We start from the raw sequence: 25,438 nt of genomic DNA on the forward strand, positions 1-25,438 counted from the left end.
AACCGGAGTTTTTTGATGCAGGATCCCCATTATCCCCGATACCAGAATCAGCAGGATTCGGCATATCAGGACTATCAGCAGGGCTATTATCCGGATGAAGTGCCGGAGGCTCCGCTCGATCCCGCGATGGAAAAGGTCCGCCGCAAGATGATCCGGTTGCTTGCAGTCTCCATCGGCGTCATGCTGATCGGTCTTATGGCTGTGCTTGTCGCCGTTGTCTACAAGATCAATCGTGCGCCTGATGCAGCGGCGGTCGAAGAAGCCCGTTCAGACATTCCGGGACAGGCTGCGGCGGTTCCTGCGCTGCCGGAACCGGTGAAGCTGGTCGAGTCGCAGATCGAACTTGCGCCCGGCACGCGTCTTTTATCGCAAAGCCTGTCGGGCGACCAGCTTTCGCTTGAAACATTGCTGCCGGACGGAGGCACGGAAATCCTCGTTTATGATCACCGGGAATCGCGCATCATCGGACGCATCAAACTCGGCAATGTCGAATAAGACGTTCCGCCGCTCGATATAGGCTGCATATTTAATTTGCGCCCGGCATTGCGCTTTTGACAAATGCCGCTTATATCGACGCTCTGCTTTTGGCATGGCTCAGGCCAGTATGTTGCAAGCGCCCATCGTCTAGCGGTCAGGACGGCGCCCTCTCACGGCGCAAACAGGGGTTCGATTCCCCTTGGGCGTACCAATAATCCATTGCTCTATGGGCTTTCTTGATTTCCTCCGGTATCATTGACCCTAATCAATGCATTAATTTTTTGGGCACTTAATCATAGCGTCATCGACACGCAATTTGCTTGAGCCGTTTTTACAAGGCTGAGCAAATGTCGATGGTGAGCGTCTGATTGCTGGAAGGGGATTATGGGCACACGGTTTCAATTGGCATCGATAATAGGTTCGATTGCGTTCATCGTTCTGATTGGTATCGGGTTCATCGTAATCCTGACAGTACCAGAATTATCCCGAAATCCGGTTTACCCTATGATTTGGGCTGTGGTTATCAGTGCCATTATCACGCCGGTCGCCGGATGGGTTATCGCATCAAAGATAATCAAGGTGCGATAAGGCAAACAGGCGTAGGACTGCATTATGCAATGCGCCGCCGCCAATCGTTCACTGTTTATGGACTAATTTCGGTGCGGCTGGCTACTCCAGATGAACATCAGGGCTGACACGTCGCCAGTGGCTCGCATGGGGCGATCCCTTGCGACATTTGGTGTGGTCAGCGATGATTCTTTCACGGTCCTGCCAATTCAGCTTTCCTCTTAATGAATTGCTATCTTATCCGTATGCCTTCCTAATGGCGCTCCTGGCAGCTTTCTTCTTGTCTGCGGCGGCAACGTAGGTTTGACTGTCCTTGATCGCTGATTGAACGGAGGGTGGCATGAGAGGAATTGCTTTTATAGGATTGAGTATGGTGCTTCTTGCAACGCCGGGTCTTGCGGCGAGCCCATGTGAGAATGCGCAGGACCAAGTTACCTTGAACCAATGCGCCAACGAAGAATTTGCAGCTGCCGATAAAAAGCTCAACGCCAGCTACAGGGAAATTCAAAAGCGCCTGGCGGACGATCCGGACACAAAAAAGCTTCTTGTTGCGGCCCAGCGCGCCTGGATGAAATTCCGGGACGCGGAGTGTGCATTCTCTTCTTCCTCAAGCGGTGGCGGAAGCATTCAGCCCATGCTGATTGCAAATTGTCAGGCGCAACTGACGTCAGAGCGCAGCAAACAACTCGATGCCTATCTGAAATGCCCTGAGGGCGATATGTCCTGTCCGGTTCCTGCCGCCGACTGAGCAAGTATCTCTGCGCTTGCTATTTTACAGAAGTTAGTATTTCATCTCATTGTCGCAAATGAGAGGGAGGAACTCATGAGCAAAACACGGCAAACTGCAACATTCAGAAATATAGAAAAATGGTGGCTGGCGGTTGCTTTCGGTATGCTGGCCATAACCTTATATTCAATTACTTAGAGAACGTTCCGTATTTTCAGAATAAATTGAAAATACTGTATATACAGGCCCTCACGCACATTGAAATGAAGCAATGGGCAGGGGCGTTCATAGGCGGCGCAAGCTGTTGGAATATTACCCGAGCAAAGCAGAAAGAGTGGTTCTGTCCTGATTCACTCTTTCAAGCTCCTTTTCAAATCCTTTCCCCCGCAGCCAATCATCTTGTGTGGCGTCAATCGCCCGGAGTGGGCCGGCATGCCGGAATAAGATGAATGTGAGCCCGTTTATGGGATCTTATAAAGTTCATCGGACTTTATAAAAAGGATTGGGGAGACAGTGCTTTTCCAGTTGCAAAAATTTGCAACTGGCGAGCGGTGGGTGCATAATCGTACCATGAGACAATTGCAGCCAAAACCCGATTATGAGCAGGAACTGAGGCAGGCGGGCGTACGCATCACGCGGCCCCGACGCATCATTCTGGGCATATTGAGCGATACTGACGATCATCCCGACGCGCTGGAGATTTTCCGCCGCGCGGTCGAGATCGACAGCAGCATTTCGCTATCGACCGTTTATCGTACCATGAAGCTTCTCGAAGAGCGCGGGGCCATCCACCGTCACGCTTTCGATGGCGGTCCGTCGCGTTTCGAGCAGGCCACCGGCACCCATCACGACCATATCATCGATATGGATTCGGGTGAGGTCGTGGAGTTTCATTCCAGCAAGATCGAAAAATTGCAGGAGGAGATCGCGCGATCGCTGGGTTATGAGATCGTGCACCATCGCCTTGAACTTTATTGCAAAAAAATCAAATCCTGACGGAACCAAGGCATTGGATTTGCGTTTTATGGACATGAAGACCGCATCCCCCGCCCCGCAAGCGGTCTTCAGAGTCTGCTCCAGACTCCCCGTATGAAGCAGACGACGAGAATGCCGCGCAACGGCCGCTATATCAAACTGAAAAATCGGATTGATTGGACCGGTTTGATGTGGAGTTGGAACAGACGCATTTCATGTGTCTAAAGATCGCTTGACGATCATCCGTGATGCAGCAGGCGTTTCGTATCTTCAGAGTCGCCATGGCGTCGAGCCATGGCGACTTCTCTTTTTGAGGTCTTCTCGGGAATGCCGGAAATATCCGCTCAGGAATCGAATTGTTCGGAAGGGATCGTCAGCGAATAGATCGCGCCCGTCTCATCGACGCGGTATTCCGCCTTGCCGCCTACTGCCGAAGGCACGATGCGCTGCAGGACGGCGCTGCCGAAACGCGGATCATGCTTGTAGACTTCAGGCATGGTTGGATTGGTTTCTTCCCAGCGGAAGAAAAACTGCTCGCTGCCATCGTCATCACGCCGGATCTCGGCGGTGATGAGCACGCGGCCATAGGGTATCGACAGACCGCCGAACGATGTGGCGTTGACGATGAGTTCGTGCAGCGCGAGTCCGAGATGCAGGGCCGCGCCCGGAAAGAGATAGGGGTTGTCGCCGGAGATGACGAGGCGCTCATCATTGATGTCGATATATTTCTCGATCTGGGAGTGAAACAGATCCAGAAACAGCGCCCCATTCCAGTTTGAATCGGTCACCAGATCCTGCGAGTAGGAAAGCGACTGGATACGCCCACGGAATTTGAGCAGGAAATCATCGATGGAATCGGTAAATCGTGCCGTCTGACTGGCCATGCTCTGTACGATGGCGAGAAGATTTTTTGAGCGATGGCTGACTTCGCGCAGCAAAGTCTTCAAGACCTGTTCGCGTCGCTTGAGCTCGCTGATTTCAAATGCGGTGGTGACAAGACCATGAATATTTCCGTCAGCGTCACGGTCGCAATCAATGTGAAATTCGATCCACCTGAGCGTGTCGCCATCATTGATCGCCAGTTCGACGTTCTGGGCGGTCCCGCTTTCAAGGGCTGCTTGCTTTGCATTGTTGAGACGTGACATGGAGGCGGAGAAGATGAAGTCGCAATCCTGGCCGCCGACCTTCCATTTCTCCTGCCAGTAAGATGGCAGGTTCTCACCCCACATATAGCGCAGATCAAGGCTCTGATAGAGAACGCATACATTGCTGTTGCGTATGGCACCAAGCAATGCGCGCAGGCGTGCGGCATCCGGATCCGTTTGCCGATAGGGCGGGTGCGATGCAGTCATGGGGGGCAATCCCCCAATGCCGACTGAACGCGGCAGGAAGGATGGCGGAAATCGTGCGCCATGAGCTTCTTACGGCACTCTTCGGCAGATATTTTGCAGATATGGGCTTTCATGATGTTCAGGCGCTCGCAAGCAGCAATTGAAAATGATCGCGCTAAGCCGACTGGCCGCACGATCATTGCGTGGTCTTCGGAAAATAGTCGTTTCTCGCGACTGTCGCCCGATGCAGTCCCATGCCGCATTGGCTCATGCATTGTTGCATAAACACCCTGCGGCATGGCCGAGAGGGGACGGTGTATCACGCTTTTCGGATGGCCGAGGCGATGAGGGATATGACCAGCAGCGCCAGAAATACGAAGAATAGAATTTGTGCGATACCCGCCGATGCGCCGGCTATACCGCCAAATCCGAGAGCGCCTGCAACGAGTGCCACAACAAGAAATACGAGAGCATAATAAAGCATGTCCGTTCTCCTCTATATTGATGGAAGGAATAACGCGGGATAACAGGCTTTGGTTCCCGGTAATCGGCAAGTTTGAAATCCGGACAATCAAATGCTTGTTCCCTTGAACGAATGCAAGCTTTGGCTGTGGCTGTGCCCCTGTCAGGATTTGGCCTCACAGGGGCAGTCGAGCGGAGCGGGTGCTGTTCAGGCGGCGACTTTTGCCGATTCTTCAAAGAATAATGCCTGACTGATAAGCGCCTTGACCATATCGGGGTTGAACGGCTTGGTGACAAGGAATGTCGGCTCCGGCCGTTCGCCTGTCAGAAGACGCTCGGGGAAGGCCGTAATGAAAATGACGGGAATCGTATCATCCTGTAAAATCTCATTGACGGCATCGATGCCAGAGCTGCCATCCGCAAGTTGAATATCCGCAAGCACCATGCGCGGCTTTTCCTGCTGGTAAAGCGCCAGCGCCTCGTCTTTCGTGCGGGCGATGCCGACGACTTCGTGACCCAGCCCCTCGACCATCTGCTCTATATCCATGGCGATCAGCGGCTCGTCCTCGATAATCATGAGGCGCGTTGCAACCTGTTTGGAAATCTCCGCCGAAGCGGATGAGAGCAGGTGATTGAAATCGCCCTCGCTCATTTTGAGGATTTCGGCTGTATCGTGATCGTTGAAGCCTTCGACGGCTACCAGCAGAAACGCCTGGCGTGAAAGCGGCGGCATATTCGAGAGATTGCGCGCGGCATGTTTTTCCCACCCGAATTCGGGTGCCGTTTCGGGCATACGAATAGAAGCCGTTTTGTAAAGGTCGCAGAAAAGCTGATAGAGGGCGACCCGGTCCGATGATGCTTCAGGGAAGATGCCCGTATCGGCAATCAAGGCTTCCAGCGTCGCAGCCACATAGGCATCTCCAGAAACCTGGGAGCCTGTGAGGGCCCGGGAAAAACGGCGCAGATAGGGAAGGTGCGGCGCTATACGCGTCGATAACGTCATGCTCTGAAACTCCTCATAGCCGCGATTCTTTATCTTTTGCATCAATCATGCAACAGTCATACGACCACACGAAAGATGCCTGACGGTGCGGCATTATGGATCGTTAACGTCTGCATCGTATAAAAGTTCCGTTGGATTGAAATAATTCTGGAACTTTTTGAGAGCAGGCGCATTAGTAGCCATGGTTTGGGTTACAACACGTCAAGGCACGGGCCTAGAATGATCAAAAATGACTGAAAAGAAAAACCTTCATGCGAATAGCGCCGGATTATCGGCGTCTCGGCGCGTCCAGAAGGACATATTGGGTCCGAACTGCGAAGTCGGTTTGAAACTCAAGGCGCTTTATGCTTCGATACAGGACGAGATTATTCCGGATCGCTTTCTCGATCTTCTGGAAAAGCTCGATCAGGCTGAACAGGAGGGTGTGCGTGGACAACGAACCCGTTCCGTCGGTTAAGGAGACGCCGCAGTTCAAGCGTGAGCTTCTGGCATCCTTGCCGAGCTTGCGCGCTTTTGCCATATCGCTGATCGGCCAGCATGACCGTGCCGACGATCTCGTGCAGGATACGATCATGAAAGCATGGGCCAAGCAGGAGTCCTTCGAGATGGGGACCAATATGAAGGCCTGGCTGTTCACCATTCTGCGCAATGAATTCTACACCCAGATGCGCAAGCGCGGTCGCGAGGTGCAGGATACGGATGGCGTGTTCAGCGAGCAGCTTGCCGTGCACCCGTCGCAATATGGCGCGCTGGACCTTCAGGATTTCAAAGCAGCACTTGAACAATTGCCCGACGACCAGCGCGAAGCCATCATTCTTATCGGCGCTTCGGGCTTTGCCTATGAGGAAGCCGCTGAAATTTGCGGATGTGCTGTCGGGACGATAAAAAGCCGGGTCAGCCGTGCGCGGGTGCGACTTCAGGAAATATTGCAAATTCAGGGGGATGCGACGGATTATGGACCCGATGCAGATTCTTCGCGGGCCACGCTGAGAAGTTTTGCGTAAAAATGCCTCCATGCGCACAGGCCGATTGCTTGGACAGGTTGTCATAAATTATGCTTAAGTAAGATAACGCTTATTATGGACTGAACCTTGCCATCAACCTTTTCGCGCTACCTTCTCAAGCCGTCTATACGCCCGATCGCAGTCCTCGTCTCGCTGGGGCTGGTCTTGCTTTCAGCCGTGCTGACGCTGTTTCTTTCGATGAGCGTCAACAGGCAAGTGGGTGATATTGCCAGAAACTTCGATCTGCGCCAGCAGGTCGAAAAGGTTGCCCAGCTTGCATATAATATCGAGATGAGCCGACGCGGCTATCTGCTAACGCTGGACGACAGCTATCTCGATCTTTACCAGCGCTCGATCCTTTCCGTTGACCAGACGCTTTCCGAACTCGATTCTCTGACGCAGGGCAATGCGCTGCAGAGTGCGCGCGTGCAGCAAATCCGCGCGCTGGTCGATCGGGAGCATGAGGATGTGCAACAGACCATCAATCTGGCCAGAGAAGGCAGGGTTGATGATGCGATTGAAAAAGTGCGCGGCGATGAGGGAAAAATTCTCATCGACCAGCTTTCCAGCACGGTTTCGCAATTCACGAGCATCGAGGAACAGGAGCTTTTCAAGCGTAACGCCTATATCAGCCGGATGCGCTACTGGATGGCGGCCACTTCCATCGTGGCACTGGCTTCCGCAGCCATGCTGGGACTGTTGCTGTTCACCCGCATTCAACGCTACATGCGCGCGCTGGTTGACGGGCAATCGGCGCTATTATCGGAAAAGGAACTTCTGGAACACCGCGTGCAGGAGCGCACGGCTGAACTGGAGCAGGAGCGCCGGATCGCCGAAAGAGAACGGGAGCGCGTGGAACTCCTGCTTCAGGATTCCAATCACCGGATCGGCAATTCGCTTGCAACGGTGTCGTCATTGCTCGGGCTGCAATTGCGCCAGACCCGCAATGAAGAAGCGCGGGCGGCCCTTTCTGCCGCGCGCGATCGCGTGCAGACGGTTTCCACCGCCCATCGCCGGCTGCGGCTGGGGGAAGATATGGAATCAACGCGCGTCGACGAATTCCTCCAGACGGTCATCGACGATATACGCAATGCTGTCGGCGAAGATCGCAAGATCAGTTTCGAGACGGAGTTTGCGCCGCTTGATCTCAAGGCAAGGGATGTGACGACCATCGGCATTATTGTCGGGGAACTGATTACCAATTCGATCAAGCACGCCTTTCGCGGACGCAAGGATGGCCGGGTTCTGGTTCGTTTCAAGCTGGATGAAGATAGCCATGTGCCAGCGCTGATTGTTGAAGACAATGGCGTGGGATGGCAGGCGGCGGAGGCGGAAAAAACGGGTGAGCAGAACGGTCTTGGCATGCTGGTCGTGGAGCAATTATGCATGCAGTTCGGCGGCAAGCCAATCTATGACGAGGCAGATGGCGGAACCGGCACGCGGGTAACGGTCCGGCTTGCATCGCTCGCTGAAAAGCAGGAAGCAGCCGATAGTGACGAACTGACCGATAAAGCGGATCGCAATGGGGCGGAATCGCCGGATCCGCTTTAAAATATTCCTCGTGTCTCGCTACCGCTTTTTCTTGCCGGAAAGCAGGCTGACGAGGACGATCCCTGCAAGCGGCAGGGCCGCAGCCAATATCGGACGCTTGAGAATGGATGGCACGGTTGCAATTGCTGCCGTTGCCACCAGCGCCGATTTGTCCGCCTCGATCCTCTGCTTGCGCCTTTTTTCTTCGGCTGCCGCCTGAATTTTCAAAACGGCGAGGACGAGCAGGGCGATAATGAGAGAGAGTGCGGCAAGAATGAGAGCGGCAACAGGTCCGCCATAATCCTCCGCCAGCGCAAGAAAGGCCGCGACGCAAAGAAAGACCAGAGCGATAAGGCCGAAAACGGAAATCGCCGCTGCGAATATGGCTGTACGTCTGGCCCGTGCGGTGACGAGCTTCAACTCCTCACCAGCCAGCGCAGTCAGCAGGGGTGCAAGAGATTTCAGCATGGTTCACATCAGCGGCGGGTGAGAAGTGCAAGCAGATAACCGATACCCAGAGCTGTCGCCAGCGATGTGATCGGTTTTTCGCGGACGGTCGCGCATAGCTGGGCTTCGACGTCTTCGGCCTTCGTCTTCAGATCGTCGATGACGTCTTCACCCTGCATATAGGCGCTTCTATAGGTATGTTTCGCAGCGCGTCGGGCGTCGCGCACCGTCTGGGAACCGAGACTGGCCAATGTTTCGGCAATAGCTGCAATATCTTCCTTGAGTTGTTCGACCTGAGCCTGAAGATCCTCAGTGGTCGTTTCCGAAATCGCTTCTTCGACTTTGTTGATCTTCGTTGTCTCTCTCGCCATGTCCGGTCTCCTGTTGATCGTAGGTGTCATTAAATGATGATCAGCCCGATAACGTACCTCAGGTGCAATGGTTGCATGTAAAGTCGCAGACGGACAAGGCCAAGAGGTCAGCCGAACAGAAGATAGGCGGAACCTAAAAGGACAGCAGTGGCCAGACCAAGGTGAATTGGCTTGAATATTCGCTGGACGGAGGGTGGGGGGAGCGGATCGTCATTACCGGCCATGGCGGTACGTGCCGCATTTTCGAGAATCTGGATGTCTTTGAGCATCATCGCGTGTCCTCCCGCCGTGCATCCATGGTTAGGTGCGCCCGATGAGCCATGATATTCATCGGATAGCCATATCAGGGCTGATTTGAAGCGTTTATGCAATAGGGATTTCTCGCGCAGGGCCTGCCATTTCACTATATATGGCAAAAGGAAGCCATTGAATTGAAAACATGACTTGCAAAATCATGTTAATGAGCGTTAAGAACAGGCCCGATAAACGCGCAATGGCCGACATGGCGGCGCTCCTGGATATTGAAAATCAAAAGGCGATTAATATGACTGGTTTCTGGCTGAAGGGCTGCATGGCCATGATAATCGGGCTGGGGCTGTTCGCATTTGCAGATACCTCGCTTGCGCAGGAAGCAACCAGCCCCGCGACGACCAGCCCGGCAATCGTCAGTCCGCCCGTACAGGAGCCTGTTTCGCCGTCGACACCTGCGGAGCCTGCGCCTGCCGCTCCTTCATTGGCCCAGCCAGTACAGCCGCCGGAACCGGCTTTGCAGCCCGAAACTTCCGATGCAGCGCCAAACGCACTGATCCTGCCGCATGACCTTTCGCCATGGGGCATGTTCATGGCTGCGGACTGGGTGGTCAAGGCCGTCATGATCGGCCTTGCTCTGGCCTCGCTTCTGACCTGGACGATATGGATCGCAAAATCACTGGAACTTGCCGGTGCGCGCCGCCGCGTGGCCAAGGCACTCAAGACCATCGGTCATTCGGCGACATTGTCCGATGCGGTGCGGGTTCTGGACAATGAAAAAGGCCCTGCCGCCATTCTGGTGCGTGCTGCGGAAGATGAGGTCCGCCTTTCGTCCGCTGCCTTGCCGCGCGCTGGTGGAGAGGGGATCAAGGAACGCGTGACTTCGCGTCTGGTGCGTATCGAGGCCAAGGCCGTGCGGCGCTTGTCGAAAGGAACCGGCATTCTGGCAACCATCGGTTCGACGGCGCCCTTCGTCGGTCTTTTCGGGACGGTATGGGGGATCATGAACTCCTTTATCGGCATCAGCCAGGCGCAGACCACCAATCTGGCCGTCGTTGCCCCGGGTATCGCGGAAGCATTGCTGGCAACGGCAATCGGGCTGGTGGCGGCCATTCCTGCCGTGGTTATTTACAACGTGTTCGCCCGTTCGATTTCCGGCTATCGCCAGCTTCTCGGCGATGCTTCGGCAGGGGTCGAGCGGCTGGTTAGCCGTGAGCTCGATTTCAGGGCGGCGGATGTGCGTGAAAACACATTGCATGCGGCGGAGTAAAGATCATGGCTGGCAGAATTCGTGAAGGTGACGGTGACGATCTCGATCTGAATCATGAGATCAACGTGACGCCTTTCATCGACGTCATGCTGGTGCTTCTGATCATTTTCATGGTGGCTGCACCATTGGCTACTGTGGATGTGAATGTGGACTTGCCTGCTTCGACGGCAGCACCGGCCCCGCGCCCCGACAAGCCGATCTATGTTACGCTCAAGGAGGACCTGAGCGTCAGCGTCGGCAATGATACGGTCGCGCGCGAAGGGCTTGGCGCAGCACTTGACGGACTGTCCGAGCGTAACAAGGAAGCACGTATTTTCCTGCGCGCCGATAAAACCGTCGGCTATGGCGAATTGATGCGTGTCATGAACCTGCTGCGTGAAGCGGGCTATCTGAAGATTGCGCTGGTTGGCCTTGAGACCGTCGGCGCGACCGTACCTGAGGATGCCACGACTACTCCCGAGGCGCAGGGAGCCGTGCAATGAACAATCTTCCGCCCGATCATCCGCCAATAAAGATCGCGTCGCCGGATAGCCATCATTATCCGTTCTGGCGTGATGCCGGGCGCTGGATTTGCGCGGGTATCATTGTGCTGAGCGTGCATGCGGCGGGTGCTTATGGGTTGCATCTGGTGCAGGAAGAGGATCAGCCCGATGGTGGCGAGGTCGCAGCCATGGTGGTGGAACTGGCGCTTGAGCCGATGGCTCCCATCGAAGAACAGGTTTCGGAGGTTGCGCAGGAAGAAGCAACGACCGAGCCGGAGGAGGTTCCAGAGGTGCAGGAGCCAGAACCGGCCACGGAACCAGAACCAGAACCCGAGCCCGTGCCTGAACCAGAACCTGTAGTGGAACCCGAACCCGTACAGGAGCCTGTCGAGGAGCCGGAAGAAGTTATTCCTGATGTCGTGGAAGTGCCTGTGCCCGATGTGGCGGTGCCGGTGCCTGCAACCAAGCCGGAAGTGAAGCCTGAAGAGCCGAAGGTCGAGACGGCAAAAGTCGAAAAGCCGAAACCGGAACAGAATAAGCCCGTCAAGCGCGTTCAGGAAAAGCCCAAGCCTGTCGCGAAAGCGAAACAGGTGCAGAAGGCAAGCGCGCCGCGCATCGATGCCGATGCCGGGGCGAAGGTGGTTGCCAATCGTCGGGGACAGAACTCTGCCGCTCCGGGGGTCAGTTCTGCCAAATGGACGTCCAAATTGCAGTCGCATATGGCGCGCAATGTCCGCTTCCTGCAACGCAGGTCGAGAAACGCCAAGGGTCTGGTGCGCGTGACCTTCGTTATCGACCCTTCGGGAAATGTGCTCTCTGCGCGTCTTGCCGGTTCGTCGGGCGATGCAACGGTCGATCAGCTGGCGCTGGAGGCGGCACGCCGCGCTTCTCCGGTTCCCGCACCGCCTGCCGCCATAGCGCAGGCGCGTATGCCGATTACTCTGCCGCTGCTGTTCAAGTAGAATTTATCCAGTCAAACAACAAGACAGGCATCCGTACTCATTCGGATGCCAGCGCAACGGCGGGCAGCAGGCGCGAAGCCTTGCGGGCGGGCAGAAAGCCGAAGATCAGGCCGGTTGCGAATGCACAGGCAAAGGCCAGAATCACCGGGCGAACGCTGAAGCCGACCGTCACTCCGGCTGCCGATAGCAAAGCCGCCGCACCCAGCCCCAACGCCACGCCTATGGCGCCGCCTATGGCGGAAACCGTCAGGGCTTCGGTAATGAATTGCAGCAGAATATCGCGCCTTCGGGCGCCCGTTGCCATACGAACGCCGATTTCGCGCGTGCGTTCCGTGACGCTGACGAGCATGATATTCATGACGCCGATACCGCCCACAAGAAGCGAAATGGCGGCAACAGAGCCCAGAAACAGCGTCATGGTATTGGACATGGCCGTTGCATCGTCGCGAATCGACGACATATTGGTAATCATCGTATCGCGCTGCTTGTGCCGTACATCCAGAAGTTCCTGAATCTGCTCCTGCGTGGTGTTGATCAGGTCGGAATCCCTGACCTGCACGGTGATGGTGCGGACATATTTCTGGCCAAACAGGCGGAGATTGCCGGTGGAAAGCGGGACGATGACAATATCATCCTGATCCGATCCGCCAAAGCCCGCGCCTTTCGATTCGAGCGTGCCGATTACCTGAAACGGAATTTTCTGTATCAGGATATATTGACCGATCGGATTGCTGCCATCGGAAAACAGGGTCTTGACCACGGTTGTTCCAAGGACGGCGACCGGCGCGTAGGTTTCCATATCATGCTGCGTGATGAAATTGCCGCTTGCCAGTTTCCAGGATTTGGCGCTCGAAAAAGCGGGGACTGTTCCATTGGCCTGGGTCTGGTAGTCGACATTTCCGCGCCGCAGCGTGACGCTGCCGCTTACTTCCGGAACGGCGGATTTCACGTTCGGTAATTGCAGAATGGCATCCGCATCTTCGGGCACCAGTGTTGCGACCGTGCCTGCACCGCGAAAGCCGGGCATAGAGGGGCGGATAAGCACCAGATCAGTGCCCATCGCGTTGATGCGGTCGAGAATGGAATTCTGGGCCCCGGTGCCGATGGCCAGCATGGTGACGACCGAACTCACACCGATAATGATGCCCAGCAGTGTGAGGACCGTGCGGAAAATATTCGCGCGCAAGGCACGCATGGCCATTTTCACGGCTTCCGAAATATCGGCGATGCGCGCGGCATTCCCGTCCGAATTGGGTTCGAAGCGGTGCGAGGGAGCAGTTGCGGGCGCGCTTTCCTTGCGTGTGTCGGAAAGGATATGCCCATCGCGGATTTCGATCACCCGGTCGGCGCGCTCGGCCACTTCACGCGCATGCGTGATAACGATGATCGTATGGCCCTGCTCATGCATGGAACGCAGCAGCGTCATCACATCCTCGCCGCTCTGGCTATCAAGCGCGCCAGTGGGTTCGTCGGCAAGGATGATCTGCCCGCCATTCATAAGTGCGCGGGCGATCGATACACGTTGCTGCTGTCCGCCGGAAAGCTGATTGGGACGGTGATCGAGCCGATCGCCCAGTTTAAGTGAGGTGAGCAGGGAAGCTGCGCGCTCCTGCCGCTCGGATGCGGGCATGCCGGCATAAATGGCCGGGACTTCGACATTTTCCTGCGCGGTGGAGGTTGTGATCAGATTATAGCTCTGGAACACGAAACCAAAGGTGCGGCGGCGTAATGCGGCAAGCTCATCGGCATCGAGTGCGGAAATATCTGCGCCATCGAGCCGATATTGTCCGTCTGTCGGACTGTCGAGACAGCCCAGAATATTCATCAGCGTCGATTTGCCTGAACCGGATGCGCCCATGATGGCGACAAATTCGCCCGCATGAATATCCAGCGAAATTCCGTGCAGCACTTCAACGGCGAGATCGCCATTGAAGTAGGTCTTACGGATATTTTCCAATTGGATGAGGGGCGTATCGATCACTGGTTTCCCCATCAGAACAGGCGCGGGCTGGTTCTGCGCATGCGGTTGCCGCCGCCAGTTGCGCCAGCCGTGTTCGATGCGCTGGTGACGACGACCTGATCGCCTTCCTCAAGACCGCTTTTGACTTCGGCCTGTACGCGATTGCGCACGCCGATTTCCACGGGCCTTCTTGTGACCGCGCCATTCTTATCGACGACCTGCACGGTGGTCTGTTTTTTTCCATCGGCATTCCTGCTGTCGCTGAGCGCCGACACAGGGATGAGCAGGACGTCTTCCGCCTGATCGAGGATGAAATAGACCTGCGCGCTCATATTGATCATAAGCTCGCCAGTGGGATTGGGTACGTCGAACAATGCATAGTAAAGCACCACATTATTGGTGGTTTCCGGCGTCGGCTTGATCTGGCGCAGCGTACCGGTAAAGCGCTTGTCGGGCTGGCCAAGAAGAGTGAAATAGGCGGGCATTCCGGGCTTCAGGTTGCTGATGTCGGCTTCCGATACCTGCGCTTCCACCGTCATCATGGTCAGATCGGCCACGGTCACGACCGTAGGGGCCGTTTGCACGGAATTGAGCGTTTCACCCTCTTTGGCGCTCTGGTCGACCACGGTGCCATCCATGGGGCTATTGATCTTTGTATAGCCAAGATCCACCCGATTGCTGGCAAGCTGGGCTTCCTGCTGGCGGACTTGGGCTGCGAGCGCCTTTACATCGGCACTGGCCATGGCCAGTTCCGCATCCGCCTGATCGGTGGTCGATTTTGAAGTGTTGCGGGTCGCAAGAAGCGAATGCTGGCGCGCGGCAGTGGTTTCCTTGAGCGTGAGCTGGGCCTTTTTGCTTAGAAGCTGCGCTTCGAGATTATCAAGCTGCGCGCTTGCTATTTCGATTTTCTTCTCGAAGGGGGAGGGGTCGATCTCGGCCAGAAGCTGACCCTGCCTGACCTGATCGCCAACCTCGACCAGCAGGCTCTTGAGCTGGCCGGAAACCTGCGCGCCGACATTGACGCTGCGCAGGGCGCTCAACGTGCCGACGGCTGTGACGGTGTTTTCAATATTGCCATGCGTGACGGCTTCGGTGAGATAAGTGTTCTTTTCACCGCCCGCTTCACGCGCGCTGAGAAAATACCAGCCCGCACACAGAACGACCACCAGGGCCAGCGCCCAAAACCACCAGGAGCGCTGTTTGCGGCGCAAACGTTTCTGCGACGATACTGCCTGCTGTTCCGCCTTGGAAGAATCGGTAGATTTAAGCACCTTCTAACCCTTAATCGTCAAAATTTGCGCGCAACCCTGCTCGTTGATGCGCCGCAATCGATCTGTGTAGAATCAGGACAACGGGTCGCCGGAACGCAATGTTTCGGGCTTTGCTCGGCCTGAATAATTGATCTTACAGGAGCTATTTATGCGGCCCCACGATGGAATTCATCTTAATTATTTGTCATGGACCCGATAGTCTTAGAAATTGGGCCTTAAATTATCGGTTATGAAAAATGGTCGGCCAGCGCCAATGGCGCCGGCGATAGCAGAAGTTATCAGGCCGTTCCGGTTGAGCCGAAGCCACCCGCTCCGCGCGCGGTTTCACTGGCTGTCTCACGCTCTTCGACCTGCGGCTGGATCACCGGAGCAAAGATTGCCTGCGCGATGCGCATTCCGCGCTCAATGCGGAAATCATCGTCACCCAAGTTTATCAGAAGGACCTTCACCTCGCCGCGATAATCGGAATCAATCGTTCCCGGTGTATTCAGGCAGGTTATGCCATGCTTGAAAGCAAGGCCGGAGCGAGGGCGGATCTGAACCTCATAGCCGTGGGGAATCTCGAAGATAAGGCCGGTCGGTACAAGCGTGCGACGGCCCGGCAACAGGACGATCTGCCGGTCTTCGGCTACCGCTGCCCGCAGGTCCATGCCAGAGGAACCGCTGGTTTCATAGGCCGGAAGCTCAAGTCCATTGGCGTGTTCGAGGCGGATGATGCCAAGCGTTGGCGCGGAAGAGGATGCTGCGGTCATGAGGGAGCCTTTCCTGCGTGCGTTCAAACTGGCGACGCTCATACGCGAAAATGTAATAAAGGGGTACTGCCTATTTGCTGTTTTGCATCGATAGCGGATCTCCGGCGTGGCCGTCATGCATATTTAACAGTTTTCCAGTGGCACAGCCGTGGTTTCCTTGATTTCCTCCATTACGAAAGACGCGGAGACATCGGACAGGGATATGCTGGCGATCAGGCGCTGGTACAGGCGATCATAAGCTTTTACATCCGAGACCCGGGCTTTGAGTACATAATCGAGATCGCCGGTCATGCGATAGACGCCGACGATTTCAGGATGCCGCCGGATGGCGCTCCGAAAACGGGCGAGCCATTCGGGATCGTGACTGGATGTGCGCACCAGAATGAAAACCGACAGGCCGCAGCCAGCCAGTTCGGCATCGATCAGCGCGACCCGCCCCTTGATGATGCCTTCGTCTTCCATGCGCTTGACCCGCCGCCAGCAGGCATTGCGGGAGAGATGAACGCGCTCTGACAGCGAATCGACTGACAATGTGCCGTCAATTTGCAGTTCGGCAAGGATTTTGCGGTCAATTTCGTCCATATTTGCCATGATAATGGGATGTTTGTCTCAAGTTGGCGCCAAAATCAAGTCTGATTTGAGATAAGGTTCGGGATCGAATTGCTAGAATGATTTTTCAGGGCAGGTTTCGATCTGATTGGGTCAGATCGCTGCTTCGGGTTTTTGTTTAAACGCCTGTTCCGGCGGTCGAACAGAGTTGCATTCGAGGAGGATATGATGACGACACGCATCGTGCGGTTGTTTACGGCGCATCCGCAATCAGTCGATGAAAGCTATTTTCAGCATATGATGTTTGCTGCGCGCTTTTCGGCGAAATTATTCGCGGCGGCATTTGCCGCGCTCATTCATGCGGTTCTGCCGTTTTTGTTCGAGAAGACGGCAAGCTCCATCATTCGCGAACTTTATGAGCGCACGCACAATCGCGGGCGCTGAGTGGTTCTATTTTTGATGAAATTGAAAGCGGCGGGAAATCCCGCCGCTTTCATATTATGCCAAAACTATCCCTGAGCTTTCAGTTCCAGCCTGCGGCGATGCAGGATCGGCTCGGTATAGCCGTTGGGCTGCTCGCGGCCCTTGAACACCAGATCGCAGGCGGCCTGAAAGGCGATGGATTTTTCGAAATCCGCAGCCATCGGACGATAGAGCGGATCATCTTCGTTCTGCCTGTCCACCACGGCGGCCATGCGCTTCATGGTCTCCATGACCTGATCATGCGAAACGATGCCGTGATAGAGCCAGTTGGCAATATGCTGGGCTGAAATACGCAGCGTCGCACGGTCTTCCATCAGGCCGATATTGTTGATGTCGAGCACTTTGGAGCAGCCGACACCCTGATCGATCCAGCGCACGACATAGCCCAGAATGCCCTGGGCATTATTGTCGATTTCCTGCTGGATGTCTTCCGGCGTCCAGTTGGGACGGCTTGCGACCGGCACTGACAAAATATCATCGAGGCTGGCGCGCGGGCGACTTTTGAGCTTCTTCTGCTGGGCTGCGACATCCACCTTGTGATAATGCGTGGCGTGCAATGTGGCGGCGGTGGGGGAGGGCACCCATGCCGTATTGGCGCCTGCCTTTGGATGAGCGATCTTTTGCTCCAGCATTGCAACCATCAGGTCGGGCATGGCCCACATGCCCTTGCCGATCTGCGCGTGGCCCGACAGGCCGCATTCGAGGCCGATGTCGACGTTCCATTGTTCATAAGCGCCGATCCATGCCGCCTGCTTCATGTCGCCCTTGCGAATCATCGGACCTGCTTCCATCGCCGTATGGATTTCGTCGCCGGTACGGTCGAGGAAGCCGGTATTGATGAAAACGACGCGTTCCTTTGCGGCGCGGATCGCTTCCTTGAGATTGACGGTCGTGCGGCGCTCTTCGTCCATAATGCCCATTTTGAGCGTATTGGGGGCAAGACCGAGCAATTCCTCCGTACGGGTGAAGAGTTCGTTGGCGAAGGCAACTTCTTCCGGGCCGTGCATCTTCGGCTTGACGATATAGACCGAGCCTTCGCGCGAGTTCAGACGGCGGCCATCGGGGCCGATGTCGTGCATGGCGATCAGGCTGGTGAAGGCTGCATCCATGATGCCTTCCGGCACTTCATTGCCTTGGGCATCGAGAATGGCGGGGTTGGTCATCAGGTGGCCGACATTGCGCACCAGCATCAGCGAGCGGCCCTTGAGCGTGAGCGCCGAGCCATCCGCAGCCTTATAGCTGCGGTCGCCATTGAGGCGGCGGGTCATCGGCTTGCCATTCTTCTCGAATGTTTCCTCAAGATCGCCTTTCATCAGGCCAAGCCAGTTGCGATAGGCTGCAACCTTGTCTTGCGCATCGACGGCGGCAATCGAATCCTCGCAATCCTGAATCGTGCTGATTGCCGATTCGAGAATCATATCGGCGATATGCGCCGGATCATTCGTGCCGATGGGGTGATTGGCGTTAATGACAATATCGACATGCATATTGTTTTTGGCGAGCAGTATATTGGTGGGCGCTGCGGCGTCGCCATTATAGCCCTTGAACTGCGCTGCATCCTCAAGGCTTGTGGTCGTATCGTCGGCCAGCCTGATTTCAAGCTTGGCGTCCCTGACCAGAAGTCCGGTGACATCCGCCCATTTGCCGGAAGCAAGCGGTGCGCTTTCGTCGAGGAAATTCTTTGCCCAGGCGATGACCTTCTCGCCGCGCCGGGGATTGTAGCCCCGGCTTGTTTCCGCGCCGTCATCCTCGGAAATCGCATCGGTGCCATACAGTGCATCATAGAGCGAACCCCAGCGCGCATTGGCGGCGTTTAGCGCATAACGGGCATTCATGACCGGAACGACGAGCTGTGGCCCTGCAATATGGGTTATTTCGGGATCGACATTTGCGGTGGAGACGGTGAGCGCGCCGCCTTCCGGCAGAAGATAGCCGATCTCTCTTAGAAATTGCTGATAGTCGGCCTGATTGTCGCCGCGCTCGCGATTTTCCTTGTACCATGCGTCGATTTTCGCCTGCATCTCATCGCGCTTGGCAAGCAGTGCGCGGTTTTTGGGCGCAAGATCACGTATTATGGCGGCGAAGCCCTTCCAGAAGTGGTCCGGTTCGACACCCGTGCCGGGGGCTGCTTCGCGTGCAAGAAAATCCACGAGTTCGGGCGCGACGCGCAAGCCTTCGATGTCGATATATTTGCTCATGGATTTGCCTCCTTCAGAGAAACAGAATTTCGACCAGCTCAAGGCTGGTTGCTCCTTTTCTTTTGAAGCGCTTTGCAAGGGCCTCGTCAATCAATGTGCAGGCACATCATTTATGACGCCAGGGCGAAAATGGCCCTTAAAGCTTCAACCGGGCGTAAATGTCGTCCGGTGTCCAGCCCTGTTCGCGCAGCCCTTCAAGGGATGTGTCCCTGCGGCTTTTGGAAAGTTTGAACCCGTCTCCCGCAAGCACCAGATCATGGTGATGATAGAGCGGTTCAGGAAGATCGAGCAGCCGCTGCAACAGCCTGTGTACCGAGGTTGCATGAAACAGATCGCGCCCGCGCACGATATGGGTCACACCCTGCAAAGCGTCATCCACCACCACCGAAAGATGATAGCTCGTCGGCGTATCCTTGCGCGCGATCACGACATCGCCCCAGTCTGCGGGGTTGGCTGCGACGCGTCCCGTCTCGCCCTGCGGACCCGCGCCGCTTTCATTCCAGAACAAAGGCTCTCCCGTTGCGGCAAGGGCTTTTTCCATATCGAGCCGCCATGCATAGGGCGCGCCGGTCGCCATGAACTCAAGCTGCTGCTGCTCGGTAAGATTGCGCTCGTTTGGCGGGTAAAGCGGCGCGCCGTCGGGATCGGTCGGCCAGGGTGTGCCCTTGGCATGGGCGTCGTTGATCAGGGAATGCACCTGCGCACGGCTTAAAAATGCGGGATAGACCAAGCCCTCGTCCGCCAGCCGCGTCAGCGCGTTGCGATATTCGGCAAAGTGCTCGGACTGGCGACGCACCGGTTCTTCCCATGACAGGCCGAGCCAGTGCAGATCGTCATAGATTGCCTGTTCGAGTTCGGGCGTGCAGCGTGCGGTATCGATGTCTTCCATGCGCAGCAGAAAGCGCCCGCTGGCTTCTGCCGCCATTCTTGCATTGAGCAGAGCAGAATAGGCATGGCCCAGATGCAGGCGGCCATTGGGGCTGGGAGCAAAACGAAAGACGGGCTTGGTCATCATAACGCCGGTTGATTGTTGTCTCATTCCATTGATAGGGTCTTCCATCGCGGAATTAAAGGGCTGCATGATGCAACGAATCGACAGTCTGGAGGATATTGGGGCAGGGCTTGACGCCTTGATCGCAGCCGATAAGCGATTGGTACATGTGCGCGCGATTGCCCATGCGGTTCCGCTGCGCCGCTCCGCTCCCGGCTTTGAAAGCCTCGCCTCGATCATTGTCGGCCAACAGCTTTCCACGGCCAGCGCCGGTGCGATCTGGGCGCGACTCAAGCAGATCGTTGATCCGCTGACGCCCGAGGCTTTTATCGCATGCGGGGAGGAGGGCTGGAGAATTGCGGGCCTGTCGCGTCCCAAACAGCGCACGCTTCTTGCGCTTAGCGAAGCGCTGGCCGATGACCGGCTTGATCTGCACGGCCTTTGCGATCTTCCCGCCGAGGAAGCTATCGGCCAGCTTACCTTGCTCAAGGGCATCGGGCCGTGGACGGCGGAAGTCTATCTGCTTTTCGCCGCAGGCCACCCGGATATTTTTCCGGCGGGGGATGTGGCCCTGCAGGCGGCTGTCGGTCATGCCTTTTCCTATGATATACGGCCCGACGCGCCTGCACTGCGCGCGCTATCCCGGCAATGGGCGCCGTGGCGCGGCGTGGCGGCGCGGCTTTTCTGGGCTTACTATGCTTCCATCAAGGGCCGGGAGGCTACGCCGGTTCTCTGAAAAAAAGATGGCTGGCTGCGCGCGCAAATGCGTTTCCGCTTCACAATCCTGTCATGTCGGGCTTACATTATTTCAGTCAACTGATGGCGGCGCTTCGATTCGCGGAAGACTGGTTTTCCTGCCAATTGCAGTGCCGTTTCATGAGATTGGAGTCTTGTCGATGCGCCCATGGGGGACGCGCGACAGCTCCACGTAAAAGTACGATTCCACGGAAACTGTTCACAATTCCCGTGGAATTGTTCTGAAGGAGGTGCGACCTTGACAGTGCACGTCTCAACGGGTCCCATTCTGGCCGGGTCCGAAACAACCGGGCACGTCTCAGGCAGTCCCGTTTCGCCTAACGGGTTGCCGGCTCTGGTACTCAATGCGGATTACCGCCCGCTGAGCTATTATCCCTTGTCGCTATGGTCCTGGCAGGACGCGATCAAGGCAGTCTTTCTTGAGCGGGTGAATATCGTCGCGGAATATGATCAGATCGTTTCCTCGCCGTCATTTTCCATGCGCCTGCCAAGCGTCATCTGCCTGAAGGATTATGTAAAGCCGCCGCGCTACCCCGCCTTTACCCGTTTCAACGTCTTTTTGCGGGACCGGTTTGAATGCCAATATTGCGGCTCACCGCATGATCTGACCTTCGACCACGTCACGCCGCGATGCCATGGCGGTCAGACGACGTGGGAAAATGTGGTCGCGGCCTGCTCGCCATGCAATTTGCGCAAAGGCGGATTGATGCCTGCCGAAGCGCATATGTGGCCGCGCCGGAAACCGGACATGCCGAGCGTGCAGGAATTGCACAATAATGGCCGCTTGTTTCCGCCCAATCATCTGCATAAAAGCTGGCTCGATTTCCTTTACTGGGATGTCGAACTGGAGCCGTAATCCTCAGCGCCTGTTCTTCGCGAATGCTCCATAGTAACCGATAGCGGCAAACAACAGGCTGGCAACAACGTTCCAGCCGGCAAATGACAGGCCGAGAAAATGTCCCGGCGCAGTGTCGCATGCGGGTGGAAATGTCGAGTTGAGATCGCTGAGCAGATTGCCTGCATCCAGCGTGATTTTCATGGTTGCGGCGCTGCAATCAGCCGGGCCGGGCCAGTATTTCAGTTCAACGCCGGTATGGAATATGGCAAGCGCCAGTCCGCATGTCATCACAAGCGCTGCGAGCAGTAGCAGGCCGCGGGTCAGAATCGGCGGCCATTTCAGAGCGGAAGAAAGCCAGGCAATAAGGGCTATGGGAATGCCGATATAGTAAGGTATGCGCTCTTCAAGGCAGAGCTTGCAGGGCATGAAGCCGCCAATATGTTCGAAAAGGAGCGCAGTGCCAACGGTTGCGGCCAGCCCCAGCGTCATGATCGCTGCGATGCAGGTCTGAATTTTACCGACCGGATTGTTAAGTGCAAATGCCATAGGGAAATTCCTGAAACGGCGCTGAGTCTTTATTGGTTCAAGCGTGCAGATATTTTACAGCGAAAAAAAGTCCGATCAGCAATGCCGCGACGATCGCCGCGATCAGCCCCAGCCGCTTTTCGATGAATTCGCGAATCGGCTCGCCATAGCGGCGCAAAAGCCAGGCGAGGAAGAAGAAGCGCGCGCCGCGCGCGACAATGGCGGAGGCGATAAAGAGCCATATATTGACACCAGCAGCACCGGACAGAATCGTCACCACCTTGATCGGCGGCAGATGGGCAAGGCCGGATGTAATCAGCATCAGCAGAATCATATCTGCACTGGTGGAGCCGCGCATCTGCTCGAAAGTGTCGAGCTTGCCATAAAGTTCCAGCACGGGCTTTGCGACCTGCTCATAGGCATGATAGCCCAGATACCAGCCCGCAACGCCGCCCAGAACCGAGGCAATGGTGGCTACGAACGCATAGCGCCAGGCGCGCTCGGGCCGGGCGAGCGCCATAGGCAGGAACAGGACATCCGCAGGGACGAGAAAAACCGAACTTTCCACGAAAGCTATGATGGCAAGCCACCATTCGGCGGATTTTCGGGCAGCAAGCGAAATCGTCCAATCGTAAAGGCGGCGCAGCATTGATTTTCCGGATTTATGGGAGAGCAGAAGATTGTTCGCAAGGTCTATAAATAAAAAAGGCGGCACAAACAATGCCGCCTTCTTCCCGTCGTTCTGCCCGCTATTCAATTCTTATAGGCGCTACAGACATATTTGGTTTCGAGATATTCATCGATGCCGTATTTGGAGCCTTCCCGGCCAAGCCCGGATTGCTTGACGCCGCCGAAGGGCGCAACCTCGTTGGAGATGAGGCCGGTATTGTGCCCGACCATGCCATATTCCAGTTTTTCGCTGACCCTGATGGCACGGCTAAAATTCTCCGTATAAAAATAAGCCGCCAAGCCGAAAATCGTATCATTGGCCATGGCGATGACTTCTTCTTCAGTGTCAAAGGCAAAAAGCGGCGCGAGCGGGCCGAAGGTTTCTTCCCTGGCCACGATCATATCGGAGGTTACGCCGGTCAGAACACCGGGTTCAAAGAACAGCCCACCCAATTCCTTACCGCCGGTGATGAGTTTCGCGCCCTTGGATACTGCATCTTCAATATGCGCCTTGACCTTGGTGATGGCTTTTTCTTCGATCATCGGGCCGATCACCACGCCCGGTTCAATCCCGTTGCCAATCTTGAGTTCCTTGACCTTGGCGGCGAGTTTTTCGGCAAATTTGTCGTAAATGCCGCGCTGCACATAGATACGATTGGCGCAAACGCAGGTTTGTCCCGCATTGCGGTATTTTGAAATCATTGCGCCTTCGACCGCTGCATCGAGATCTGCATCGTCAAAGACGATAAATGGTGCGTTGCCGCCCAGTTCCAGCGATATGCGCTTGATGGTGGGGGCGCATTGCGCCATCAGCAAACGACCCACTTCGGTGGAGCCGGTGAAGGAGAGCTTGCGTACGGTCTCGCTTTCGGTCAGTTCGGCGCCAATTTCGCGCGCCTTGCCGGTGACGATTTGCAAGACGCCTGCCGGAATGCCTGCCTTCTCAGCCAGAACGCCAAGTGCCAGAGCCGTTAGCGGGGTGAGGTCAGCAGGGCGTACGATCATGGTGCAGCCAGCGGCAAGGGCGGGAGCCGCCTTGCGGGTAATCATGGCTGCCGGAAAATTCCACGGGGTGATTGCCGCCGTGACGCCGACCGGCTGGTGAATGACCGTCAGGCGCTGGCCAGCCAGCGGGGCCGGAATAACATCGCCATAGGCGCGCTTGGCTTCCTCGGCGAACCATTCGATGAATGAGGCAGCATAGAGCACTTCGCCGCGTGCTTCTGCCAGCGGCTTTCCCTGCTCCGACGTCATGATGAGCGCAATGTCATCGGCATTGGCGACGATAAGCTCGAACCATTTGCGCAAAATGGCCGCGCGTTCCTTGGCAGGCTTTGCCGCCCATGCCGGAAGTGCCTTGGCCGAAGCGTCGATAACTTCCTTGATCTTTTCGCGCGAAAGGGAAGGGACTGTCCCGACCAGAGAGCCGTCAGCGGGGTTGGTGACATCAATGGTCAGGCCATCATCCGAGCCAATCCATTGTCCATCGACATAGCATTGCGATCTAAGAAGCGATCCGTCTTTTAAGGCAATCATGGCCATCTTCCATTCTGGCGTTGTAAATTCATGGATTGTTCAATATAATGAACTTAATTCCATATATTGAATTAATCAGCTATCAGTGCCGGAGTCAATTAATCATGCAGGATGACGTCAACAGAACGGTTTCAGCTCATGAGGGTTCCCTGAAGCTGGTTCCCGCAGTCATGCGCGCGGCACAAATTCTGGATCGGATCGCACAGGCTGAAGGCGGATTGAAGCTTTCGGATCTTGTGCGGGACACTGGCCTGCCAAAAAGCAGCCTGCATGGGCTTTGCCAGACCCTGCTTCATCTCAAGCTGTTGCAACTCACCCCCGGCGGCAATTTTACCATGGGGCCGCAGTCGGTGCGCTGGGCCAATGCATTTCTGGCGGACAATGATATTGTAGACGCTTTTCACGATGTGGTGGCGCAGGCGGCGGAACTGGATGCTTACACATTGACACTTTCGCATCTGGAAGGGCCGGACGTGATTTATCTCTCCTGTCGCAATTCCTCGGCGCCATTGGGTATTACCTTTCGCATGGGCATGCGTGTCCCCGCGGTTTTCACGGCGACAGGCAAGGCAATGCTTGCGGCGATGCCGGAACAGGAGCGGGCTCGGCATCTGCCTGTGGACTGGCCGCAGCTTTTGACGTCAGCGAGTGTCCCTTCTCCTGAAGCGTTCGCTGAAGAAATAGCCGGGATCAAGGTCAGGGGTTATTCGCTCGATAATGGTCAATTACGTGAAGGCATGTTTTGCATCGGCGCTGCCATTTGCGAACGGCCGGATCGCCCGGTGGCTGGCATTGCCCTTTCCCTGATGGCGGCGGAAGCGCGCGCCGATACCATAGAGGCGATGGGGCGGCGTGTGCGTCGGCTGGCAGATGCTGTGACCGAGCGCATGGGCTGGCGACAGGGTTAGAATCGGTTGGCCAAAAGGGTTGAAAAGAAGTAAAATTACGAACTTGTCCCTGTGGAAAGAAAGTTTGAATTTTTCTATTTTTTGTCGTTGACAGTTTGGAATGTTGGGGTCTATATATCGCGACAACGAGGGCGGCATCGCTGCT

The 25,438-nt window shown here is 56.0% G+C and carries 30 protein-coding genes and 1 tRNA gene; 15 read left to right on the plus strand and 16 right to left on the minus strand.

Annotated elements, in window-relative coordinates; all coding sequences use genetic code 11:
- Positions 1-15: 15 nt before the first annotated feature.
- The 5 genes from DKP76_RS15505 to DKP76_RS15525 all read left to right on the plus strand — a co-directional run bounded on the left by DKP76_RS15505 (position 16) and on the right by DKP76_RS15525 (position 2,767).
- The gene (locus DKP76_RS15505; protein ID WP_109707702.1) at positions 16-495 is read left to right on the plus strand and encodes a hypothetical protein; all 480 of its coding nucleotides are present in this window, start codon (positions 16-18) and stop codon (positions 493-495) included.
- 118 nt (positions 496-613) lie between these two features.
- A tRNA-Glu gene (locus DKP76_RS15510) sits at positions 614-688 on the plus strand.
- 157 nt (positions 689-845) lie between these two features.
- Positions 846-1,172: a hypothetical protein gene (locus DKP76_RS19065; RefSeq protein ID WP_146198936.1), complete on the plus strand. Its 327-nt coding sequence runs from the start codon at positions 846-848 to the stop codon at positions 1,170-1,172.
- A gap of 212 nt (positions 1,173-1,384) precedes the next feature.
- Positions 1,385-1,792 carry a lysozyme inhibitor LprI family protein gene (locus DKP76_RS15520; RefSeq protein ID WP_109707704.1) on the plus strand — a complete coding sequence of 136 codons (408 nt, stop codon included), beginning with the start codon at positions 1,385-1,387 and terminating at the stop codon, positions 1,790-1,792.
- A 549-nt stretch (positions 1,793-2,341) separates the two neighbouring features.
- On the plus strand, positions 2,342-2,767 hold the full coding sequence (locus DKP76_RS15525; protein ID WP_109707705.1) for a Fur family transcriptional regulator: 426 nt from the start codon (positions 2,342-2,344) through the stop codon (positions 2,765-2,767).
- Positions 2,768-3,090: 323 nt separating this feature from the next.
- Here the strand turns inward: DKP76_RS15525 and DKP76_RS15530 are convergent, their stop codons facing one another.
- The 3 genes from DKP76_RS15530 to DKP76_RS15540 all read right to left on the minus strand — a co-directional run bounded on the left by DKP76_RS15530 (position 3,091) and on the right by DKP76_RS15540 (position 5,542).
- Positions 3,091-4,098 (minus strand): PAS domain-containing sensor histidine kinase, encoded by a 1,008-nt coding sequence (locus tag DKP76_RS15530; protein ID WP_109707706.1) that lies wholly within the window; start codon positions 4,096-4,098, stop codon positions 3,091-3,093.
- 298 nt (positions 4,099-4,396) lie between these two features.
- On the minus strand, positions 4,397-4,561 hold the full coding sequence (locus tag DKP76_RS15535; RefSeq protein WP_006473348.1) for a DUF1328 domain-containing protein: 165 nt from the start codon (positions 4,559-4,561) through the stop codon (positions 4,397-4,399).
- A gap of 186 nt (positions 4,562-4,747) precedes the next feature.
- Positions 4,748-5,542 carry a response regulator gene (locus DKP76_RS15540; RefSeq protein ID WP_109707741.1) on the minus strand — a complete coding sequence of 265 codons (795 nt, stop codon included), beginning with the start codon at positions 5,540-5,542 and terminating at the stop codon, positions 4,748-4,750.
- A 229-nt stretch (positions 5,543-5,771) separates the two neighbouring features.
- On the opposite strand from DKP76_RS15540, the gene DKP76_RS15545 reads away from it, so the two are divergent.
- The 3 genes from DKP76_RS15545 (at position 5,772) to DKP76_RS15555 (ending at position 8,097) form a co-directional block, all read left to right on the plus strand.
- Complete coding sequence (locus DKP76_RS15545; RefSeq protein ID WP_109707707.1) at positions 5,772-5,999, plus strand: NepR family anti-sigma factor; 228 nt, start codon at positions 5,772-5,774, stop codon at positions 5,997-5,999.
- A complete protein-coding gene (locus DKP76_RS15550) occupies positions 5,971-6,546 on the plus strand; it encodes an RNA polymerase sigma factor (RefSeq protein WP_109707708.1) in 576 nt (191 codons plus the stop codon). Before DKP76_RS15545 ends, DKP76_RS15550 begins: the two co-directional genes overlap by 29 nt.
- Positions 6,547-6,633: 87 nt before the next feature.
- Positions 6,634-8,097, plus strand: coding sequence for a sensor histidine kinase (locus DKP76_RS15555; protein ID WP_109707709.1), 1,464 nt, complete (start codon positions 6,634-6,636; stop codon positions 8,095-8,097).
- 18 nt (positions 8,098-8,115) lie between these two features.
- Here the strand turns inward: DKP76_RS15555 and DKP76_RS15560 are convergent, their stop codons facing one another.
- The 4 genes from DKP76_RS15560 to DKP76_RS19440 all read right to left on the minus strand — a co-directional run bounded on the left by DKP76_RS15560 (position 8,116) and on the right by DKP76_RS19440 (position 9,398).
- Positions 8,116-8,544, minus strand: a complete 429-nt coding sequence (locus tag DKP76_RS15560; protein WP_109707710.1) for a phage holin family protein — start codon at positions 8,542-8,544, stop codon at positions 8,116-8,118.
- Between the two features lie 8 nt (positions 8,545-8,552).
- On the minus strand, positions 8,553-8,894 hold the full coding sequence (locus DKP76_RS15565; RefSeq protein ID WP_109707711.1) for an ElaB/YgaM/YqjD family protein: 342 nt from the start codon (positions 8,892-8,894) through the stop codon (positions 8,553-8,555).
- A 107-nt stretch (positions 8,895-9,001) separates the two neighbouring features.
- On the minus strand, positions 9,002-9,166 hold the full coding sequence (locus tag DKP76_RS19435) for a hypothetical protein (RefSeq protein ID WP_199224823.1): 165 nt from the start codon (positions 9,164-9,166) through the stop codon (positions 9,002-9,004).
- Positions 9,167-9,257: 91 nt separating this feature from the next.
- On the minus strand, positions 9,258-9,398 hold the full coding sequence (locus tag DKP76_RS19440) for a hypothetical protein (RefSeq protein WP_199224827.1): 141 nt from the start codon (positions 9,396-9,398) through the stop codon (positions 9,258-9,260).
- A gap of 40 nt (positions 9,399-9,438) precedes the next feature.
- Here DKP76_RS19440 and exbB point away from each other — a divergent pair, with 40 nt between their 5' ends.
- The 3 genes from exbB to DKP76_RS15580 are packed head-to-tail and all read left to right on the plus strand — an operon-like array spanning position 9,439 to position 11,857.
- Positions 9,439-10,413, plus strand: coding sequence for a tonB-system energizer ExbB (exbB, locus tag DKP76_RS15570; protein WP_425349412.1), 975 nt, complete (start codon positions 9,439-9,441; stop codon positions 10,411-10,413).
- A gap of 5 nt (positions 10,414-10,418) precedes the next feature.
- Positions 10,419-10,895: a TonB system transport protein ExbD gene (gene exbD, locus DKP76_RS15575; RefSeq protein ID WP_109707712.1), complete on the plus strand. Its 477-nt coding sequence runs from the start codon at positions 10,419-10,421 to the stop codon at positions 10,893-10,895.
- A complete protein-coding gene (locus DKP76_RS15580; RefSeq protein WP_109707713.1) occupies positions 10,892-11,857 on the plus strand; it encodes an energy transducer TonB family protein in 966 nt (321 codons plus the stop codon). Before exbD ends, DKP76_RS15580 begins: the two co-directional genes overlap by 4 nt.
- A gap of 37 nt (positions 11,858-11,894) precedes the next feature.
- Here the strand turns inward: DKP76_RS15580 and DKP76_RS15585 are convergent, their stop codons facing one another.
- The 4 genes from DKP76_RS15585 to DKP76_RS15600 form a co-directional block, all read right to left on the minus strand.
- A complete protein-coding gene (locus DKP76_RS15585) occupies positions 11,895-13,850 on the minus strand; it encodes a MacB family efflux pump subunit (RefSeq protein WP_109707714.1) in 1,956 nt (651 codons plus the stop codon).
- Positions 13,850-15,088, minus strand: a complete 1,239-nt coding sequence (gene macA, locus DKP76_RS15590) for a macrolide transporter subunit MacA (protein ID WP_109707715.1) — start codon at positions 15,086-15,088, stop codon at positions 13,850-13,852. The genes DKP76_RS15585 and macA overlap by 1 nt, the downstream gene beginning before the upstream one ends.
- A gap of 278 nt (positions 15,089-15,366) precedes the next feature.
- Entirely contained in the window at positions 15,367-15,840 is a 474-nt protein-coding gene (dut, locus tag DKP76_RS15595; RefSeq protein WP_109707716.1) for a dUTP diphosphatase, read from the minus strand.
- A gap of 123 nt (positions 15,841-15,963) precedes the next feature.
- The gene (locus DKP76_RS15600) at positions 15,964-16,434 is read right to left on the minus strand and encodes an Lrp/AsnC family transcriptional regulator (RefSeq protein ID WP_109707717.1); all 471 of its coding nucleotides are present in this window, start codon (positions 16,432-16,434) and stop codon (positions 15,964-15,966) included.
- Between the two features lie 183 nt (positions 16,435-16,617).
- On the opposite strand from DKP76_RS15600, the gene DKP76_RS15605 reads away from it, so the two are divergent.
- Complete coding sequence (locus DKP76_RS15605) at positions 16,618-16,833, plus strand: DUF6356 family protein (protein WP_109707718.1); 216 nt, start codon at positions 16,618-16,620, stop codon at positions 16,831-16,833.
- Positions 16,834-16,898: 65 nt separating this feature from the next.
- Here the strand turns inward: DKP76_RS15605 and DKP76_RS15610 are convergent, their stop codons facing one another.
- Together DKP76_RS15610 and gluQRS are read right to left on the minus strand one after the other, a co-directional pair.
- Positions 16,899-19,070, minus strand: a complete 2,172-nt coding sequence (locus tag DKP76_RS15610; protein ID WP_109707719.1) for a malate synthase G — start codon at positions 19,068-19,070, stop codon at positions 16,899-16,901.
- Between the two features lie 136 nt (positions 19,071-19,206).
- The gene (gene gluQRS, locus DKP76_RS15615) at positions 19,207-20,082 is read right to left on the minus strand and encodes a tRNA glutamyl-Q(34) synthetase GluQRS (protein ID WP_109707743.1); all 876 of its coding nucleotides are present in this window, start codon (positions 20,080-20,082) and stop codon (positions 19,207-19,209) included.
- Positions 20,083-20,152: 70 nt separating this feature from the next.
- Between gluQRS and DKP76_RS15620 the strand changes: the two genes are divergently transcribed.
- Both DKP76_RS15620 and DKP76_RS15630 read left to right on the plus strand, forming a co-directional pair.
- The gene (locus DKP76_RS15620; protein ID WP_109707744.1) at positions 20,153-20,797 is read left to right on the plus strand and encodes a DNA-3-methyladenine glycosylase family protein; all 645 of its coding nucleotides are present in this window, start codon (positions 20,153-20,155) and stop codon (positions 20,795-20,797) included.
- Between the two features lie 288 nt (positions 20,798-21,085).
- Positions 21,086-21,673 carry an HNH endonuclease gene (locus tag DKP76_RS15630; RefSeq protein WP_109707745.1) on the plus strand — a complete coding sequence of 196 codons (588 nt, stop codon included), beginning with the start codon at positions 21,086-21,088 and terminating at the stop codon, positions 21,671-21,673.
- Positions 21,674-21,676: 3 nt separating this feature from the next.
- Here the strand turns inward: DKP76_RS15630 and DKP76_RS15635 are convergent, their stop codons facing one another.
- From DKP76_RS15635 to DKP76_RS15645, 3 genes are all read right to left on the minus strand, one after another.
- A complete protein-coding gene (locus tag DKP76_RS15635) occupies positions 21,677-22,201 on the minus strand; it encodes a disulfide bond formation protein B (protein ID WP_109707721.1) in 525 nt (174 codons plus the stop codon).
- 37 nt (positions 22,202-22,238) lie between these two features.
- Positions 22,239-22,829 carry a YqaA family protein gene (locus DKP76_RS15640; RefSeq protein ID WP_109707722.1) on the minus strand — a complete coding sequence of 197 codons (591 nt, stop codon included), beginning with the start codon at positions 22,827-22,829 and terminating at the stop codon, positions 22,239-22,241.
- Positions 22,830-22,933: 104 nt separating this feature from the next.
- Complete coding sequence (locus DKP76_RS15645) at positions 22,934-24,385, minus strand: NAD-dependent succinate-semialdehyde dehydrogenase (protein ID WP_109707723.1); 1,452 nt, start codon at positions 24,383-24,385, stop codon at positions 22,934-22,936.
- Positions 24,386-24,489: 104 nt separating this feature from the next.
- Here DKP76_RS15645 and DKP76_RS15650 point away from each other — a divergent pair, with 104 nt between their 5' ends.
- On the plus strand, positions 24,490-25,293 hold the full coding sequence (locus DKP76_RS15650; protein ID WP_109707724.1) for an IclR family transcriptional regulator: 804 nt from the start codon (positions 24,490-24,492) through the stop codon (positions 25,291-25,293).
- Positions 25,294-25,438: the final 145 nt, after the last annotated feature.

This window comes from Falsochrobactrum shanghaiense (genome assembly GCF_003149535.1).
Classification (GTDB): Bacteria; Pseudomonadota; Alphaproteobacteria; order Rhizobiales; family Rhizobiaceae; genus Brucella; species Brucella shanghaiense.

What these genes read in the sequence shown, in the direction of transcription:
- DKP76_RS15565 (WP_109707711.1), bottom strand. Translation starts at nt 8,894, where the DNA reads ATGGCGAGAGAGACAACGAAGATCAACAAAGTCGAAGAAGCGATTTCG.
- DKP76_RS15525 (WP_109707705.1), top strand. Translation starts at nt 2,342, where the DNA reads ATGAGACAATTGCAGCCAAAACCCGATTATGAGCAGGAACTGAGGCAG.
- DKP76_RS15530 (WP_109707706.1), bottom strand. Translation starts at nt 4,098, where the DNA reads ATGACTGCATCGCACCCGCCCTATCGGCAAACGGATCCGGATGCCGCA.
- DKP76_RS15640 (WP_109707722.1), bottom strand. Translation starts at nt 22,829, where the DNA reads ATGCTGCGCCGCCTTTACGATTGGACGATTTCGCTTGCTGCCCGAAAA.
- DKP76_RS15605 (WP_109707718.1), top strand. Translation starts at nt 16,618, where the DNA reads ATGACGACACGCATCGTGCGGTTGTTTACGGCGCATCCGCAATCAGTC.
- DKP76_RS15580 (WP_109707713.1), top strand. Translation starts at nt 10,892, where the DNA reads ATGAACAATCTTCCGCCCGATCATCCGCCAATAAAGATCGCGTCGCCG.
- DKP76_RS19435 (WP_199224823.1), bottom strand. Translation starts at nt 9,166, where the DNA reads ATGATGCTCAAAGACATCCAGATTCTCGAAAATGCGGCACGTACCGCC.
- DKP76_RS19440 (WP_199224827.1), bottom strand. Translation starts at nt 9,398, where the DNA reads ATGTCGGCCATTGCGCGTTTATCGGGCCTGTTCTTAACGCTCATTAAC.
- exbB (WP_425349412.1), top strand. Translation starts at nt 9,439, where the DNA reads ATGACTGGTTTCTGGCTGAAGGGCTGCATGGCCATGATAATCGGGCTG.
- DKP76_RS15520 (WP_109707704.1), top strand. Translation starts at nt 1,385, where the DNA reads ATGAGAGGAATTGCTTTTATAGGATTGAGTATGGTGCTTCTTGCAACG.
- exbD (WP_109707712.1), top strand. Translation starts at nt 10,419, where the DNA reads ATGGCTGGCAGAATTCGTGAAGGTGACGGTGACGATCTCGATCTGAAT.
- DKP76_RS15505 (WP_109707702.1), top strand. Translation starts at nt 16, where the DNA reads ATGCAGGATCCCCATTATCCCCGATACCAGAATCAGCAGGATTCGGCA.
- DKP76_RS15610 (WP_109707719.1), bottom strand. Translation starts at nt 19,070, where the DNA reads ATGAGCAAATATATCGACATCGAAGGCTTGCGCGTCGCGCCCGAACTC.
- dut (WP_109707716.1), bottom strand. Translation starts at nt 15,840, where the DNA reads ATGACCGCAGCATCCTCTTCCGCGCCAACGCTTGGCATCATCCGCCTC.
- gluQRS (WP_109707743.1), bottom strand. Translation starts at nt 20,082, where the DNA reads ATGACCAAGCCCGTCTTTCGTTTTGCTCCCAGCCCCAATGGCCGCCTG.
- DKP76_RS15535 (WP_006473348.1), bottom strand. Translation starts at nt 4,561, where the DNA reads ATGCTTTATTATGCTCTCGTATTTCTTGTTGTGGCACTCGTTGCAGGC.
- DKP76_RS15585 (WP_109707714.1), bottom strand. Translation starts at nt 13,850, where the DNA reads ATGGGGAAACCAGTGATCGATACGCCCCTCATCCAATTGGAAAATATC.
- DKP76_RS15620 (WP_109707744.1), top strand. Translation starts at nt 20,153, where the DNA reads ATGCAACGAATCGACAGTCTGGAGGATATTGGGGCAGGGCTTGACGCC.
- DKP76_RS15635 (WP_109707721.1), bottom strand. Translation starts at nt 22,201, where the DNA reads ATGGCATTTGCACTTAACAATCCGGTCGGTAAAATTCAGACCTGCATC.
- DKP76_RS15560 (WP_109707710.1), bottom strand. Translation starts at nt 8,544, where the DNA reads ATGCTGAAATCTCTTGCACCCCTGCTGACTGCGCTGGCTGGTGAGGAG.
- DKP76_RS15540 (WP_109707741.1), bottom strand. Translation starts at nt 5,542, where the DNA reads ATGACGTTATCGACGCGTATAGCGCCGCACCTTCCCTATCTGCGCCGT.
- DKP76_RS15545 (WP_109707707.1), top strand. Translation starts at nt 5,772, where the DNA reads ATGACTGAAAAGAAAAACCTTCATGCGAATAGCGCCGGATTATCGGCG.
- DKP76_RS15650 (WP_109707724.1), top strand. Translation starts at nt 24,490, where the DNA reads ATGCAGGATGACGTCAACAGAACGGTTTCAGCTCATGAGGGTTCCCTG.
- DKP76_RS15645 (WP_109707723.1), bottom strand. Translation starts at nt 24,385, where the DNA reads ATGATTGCCTTAAAAGACGGATCGCTTCTTAGATCGCAATGCTATGTC.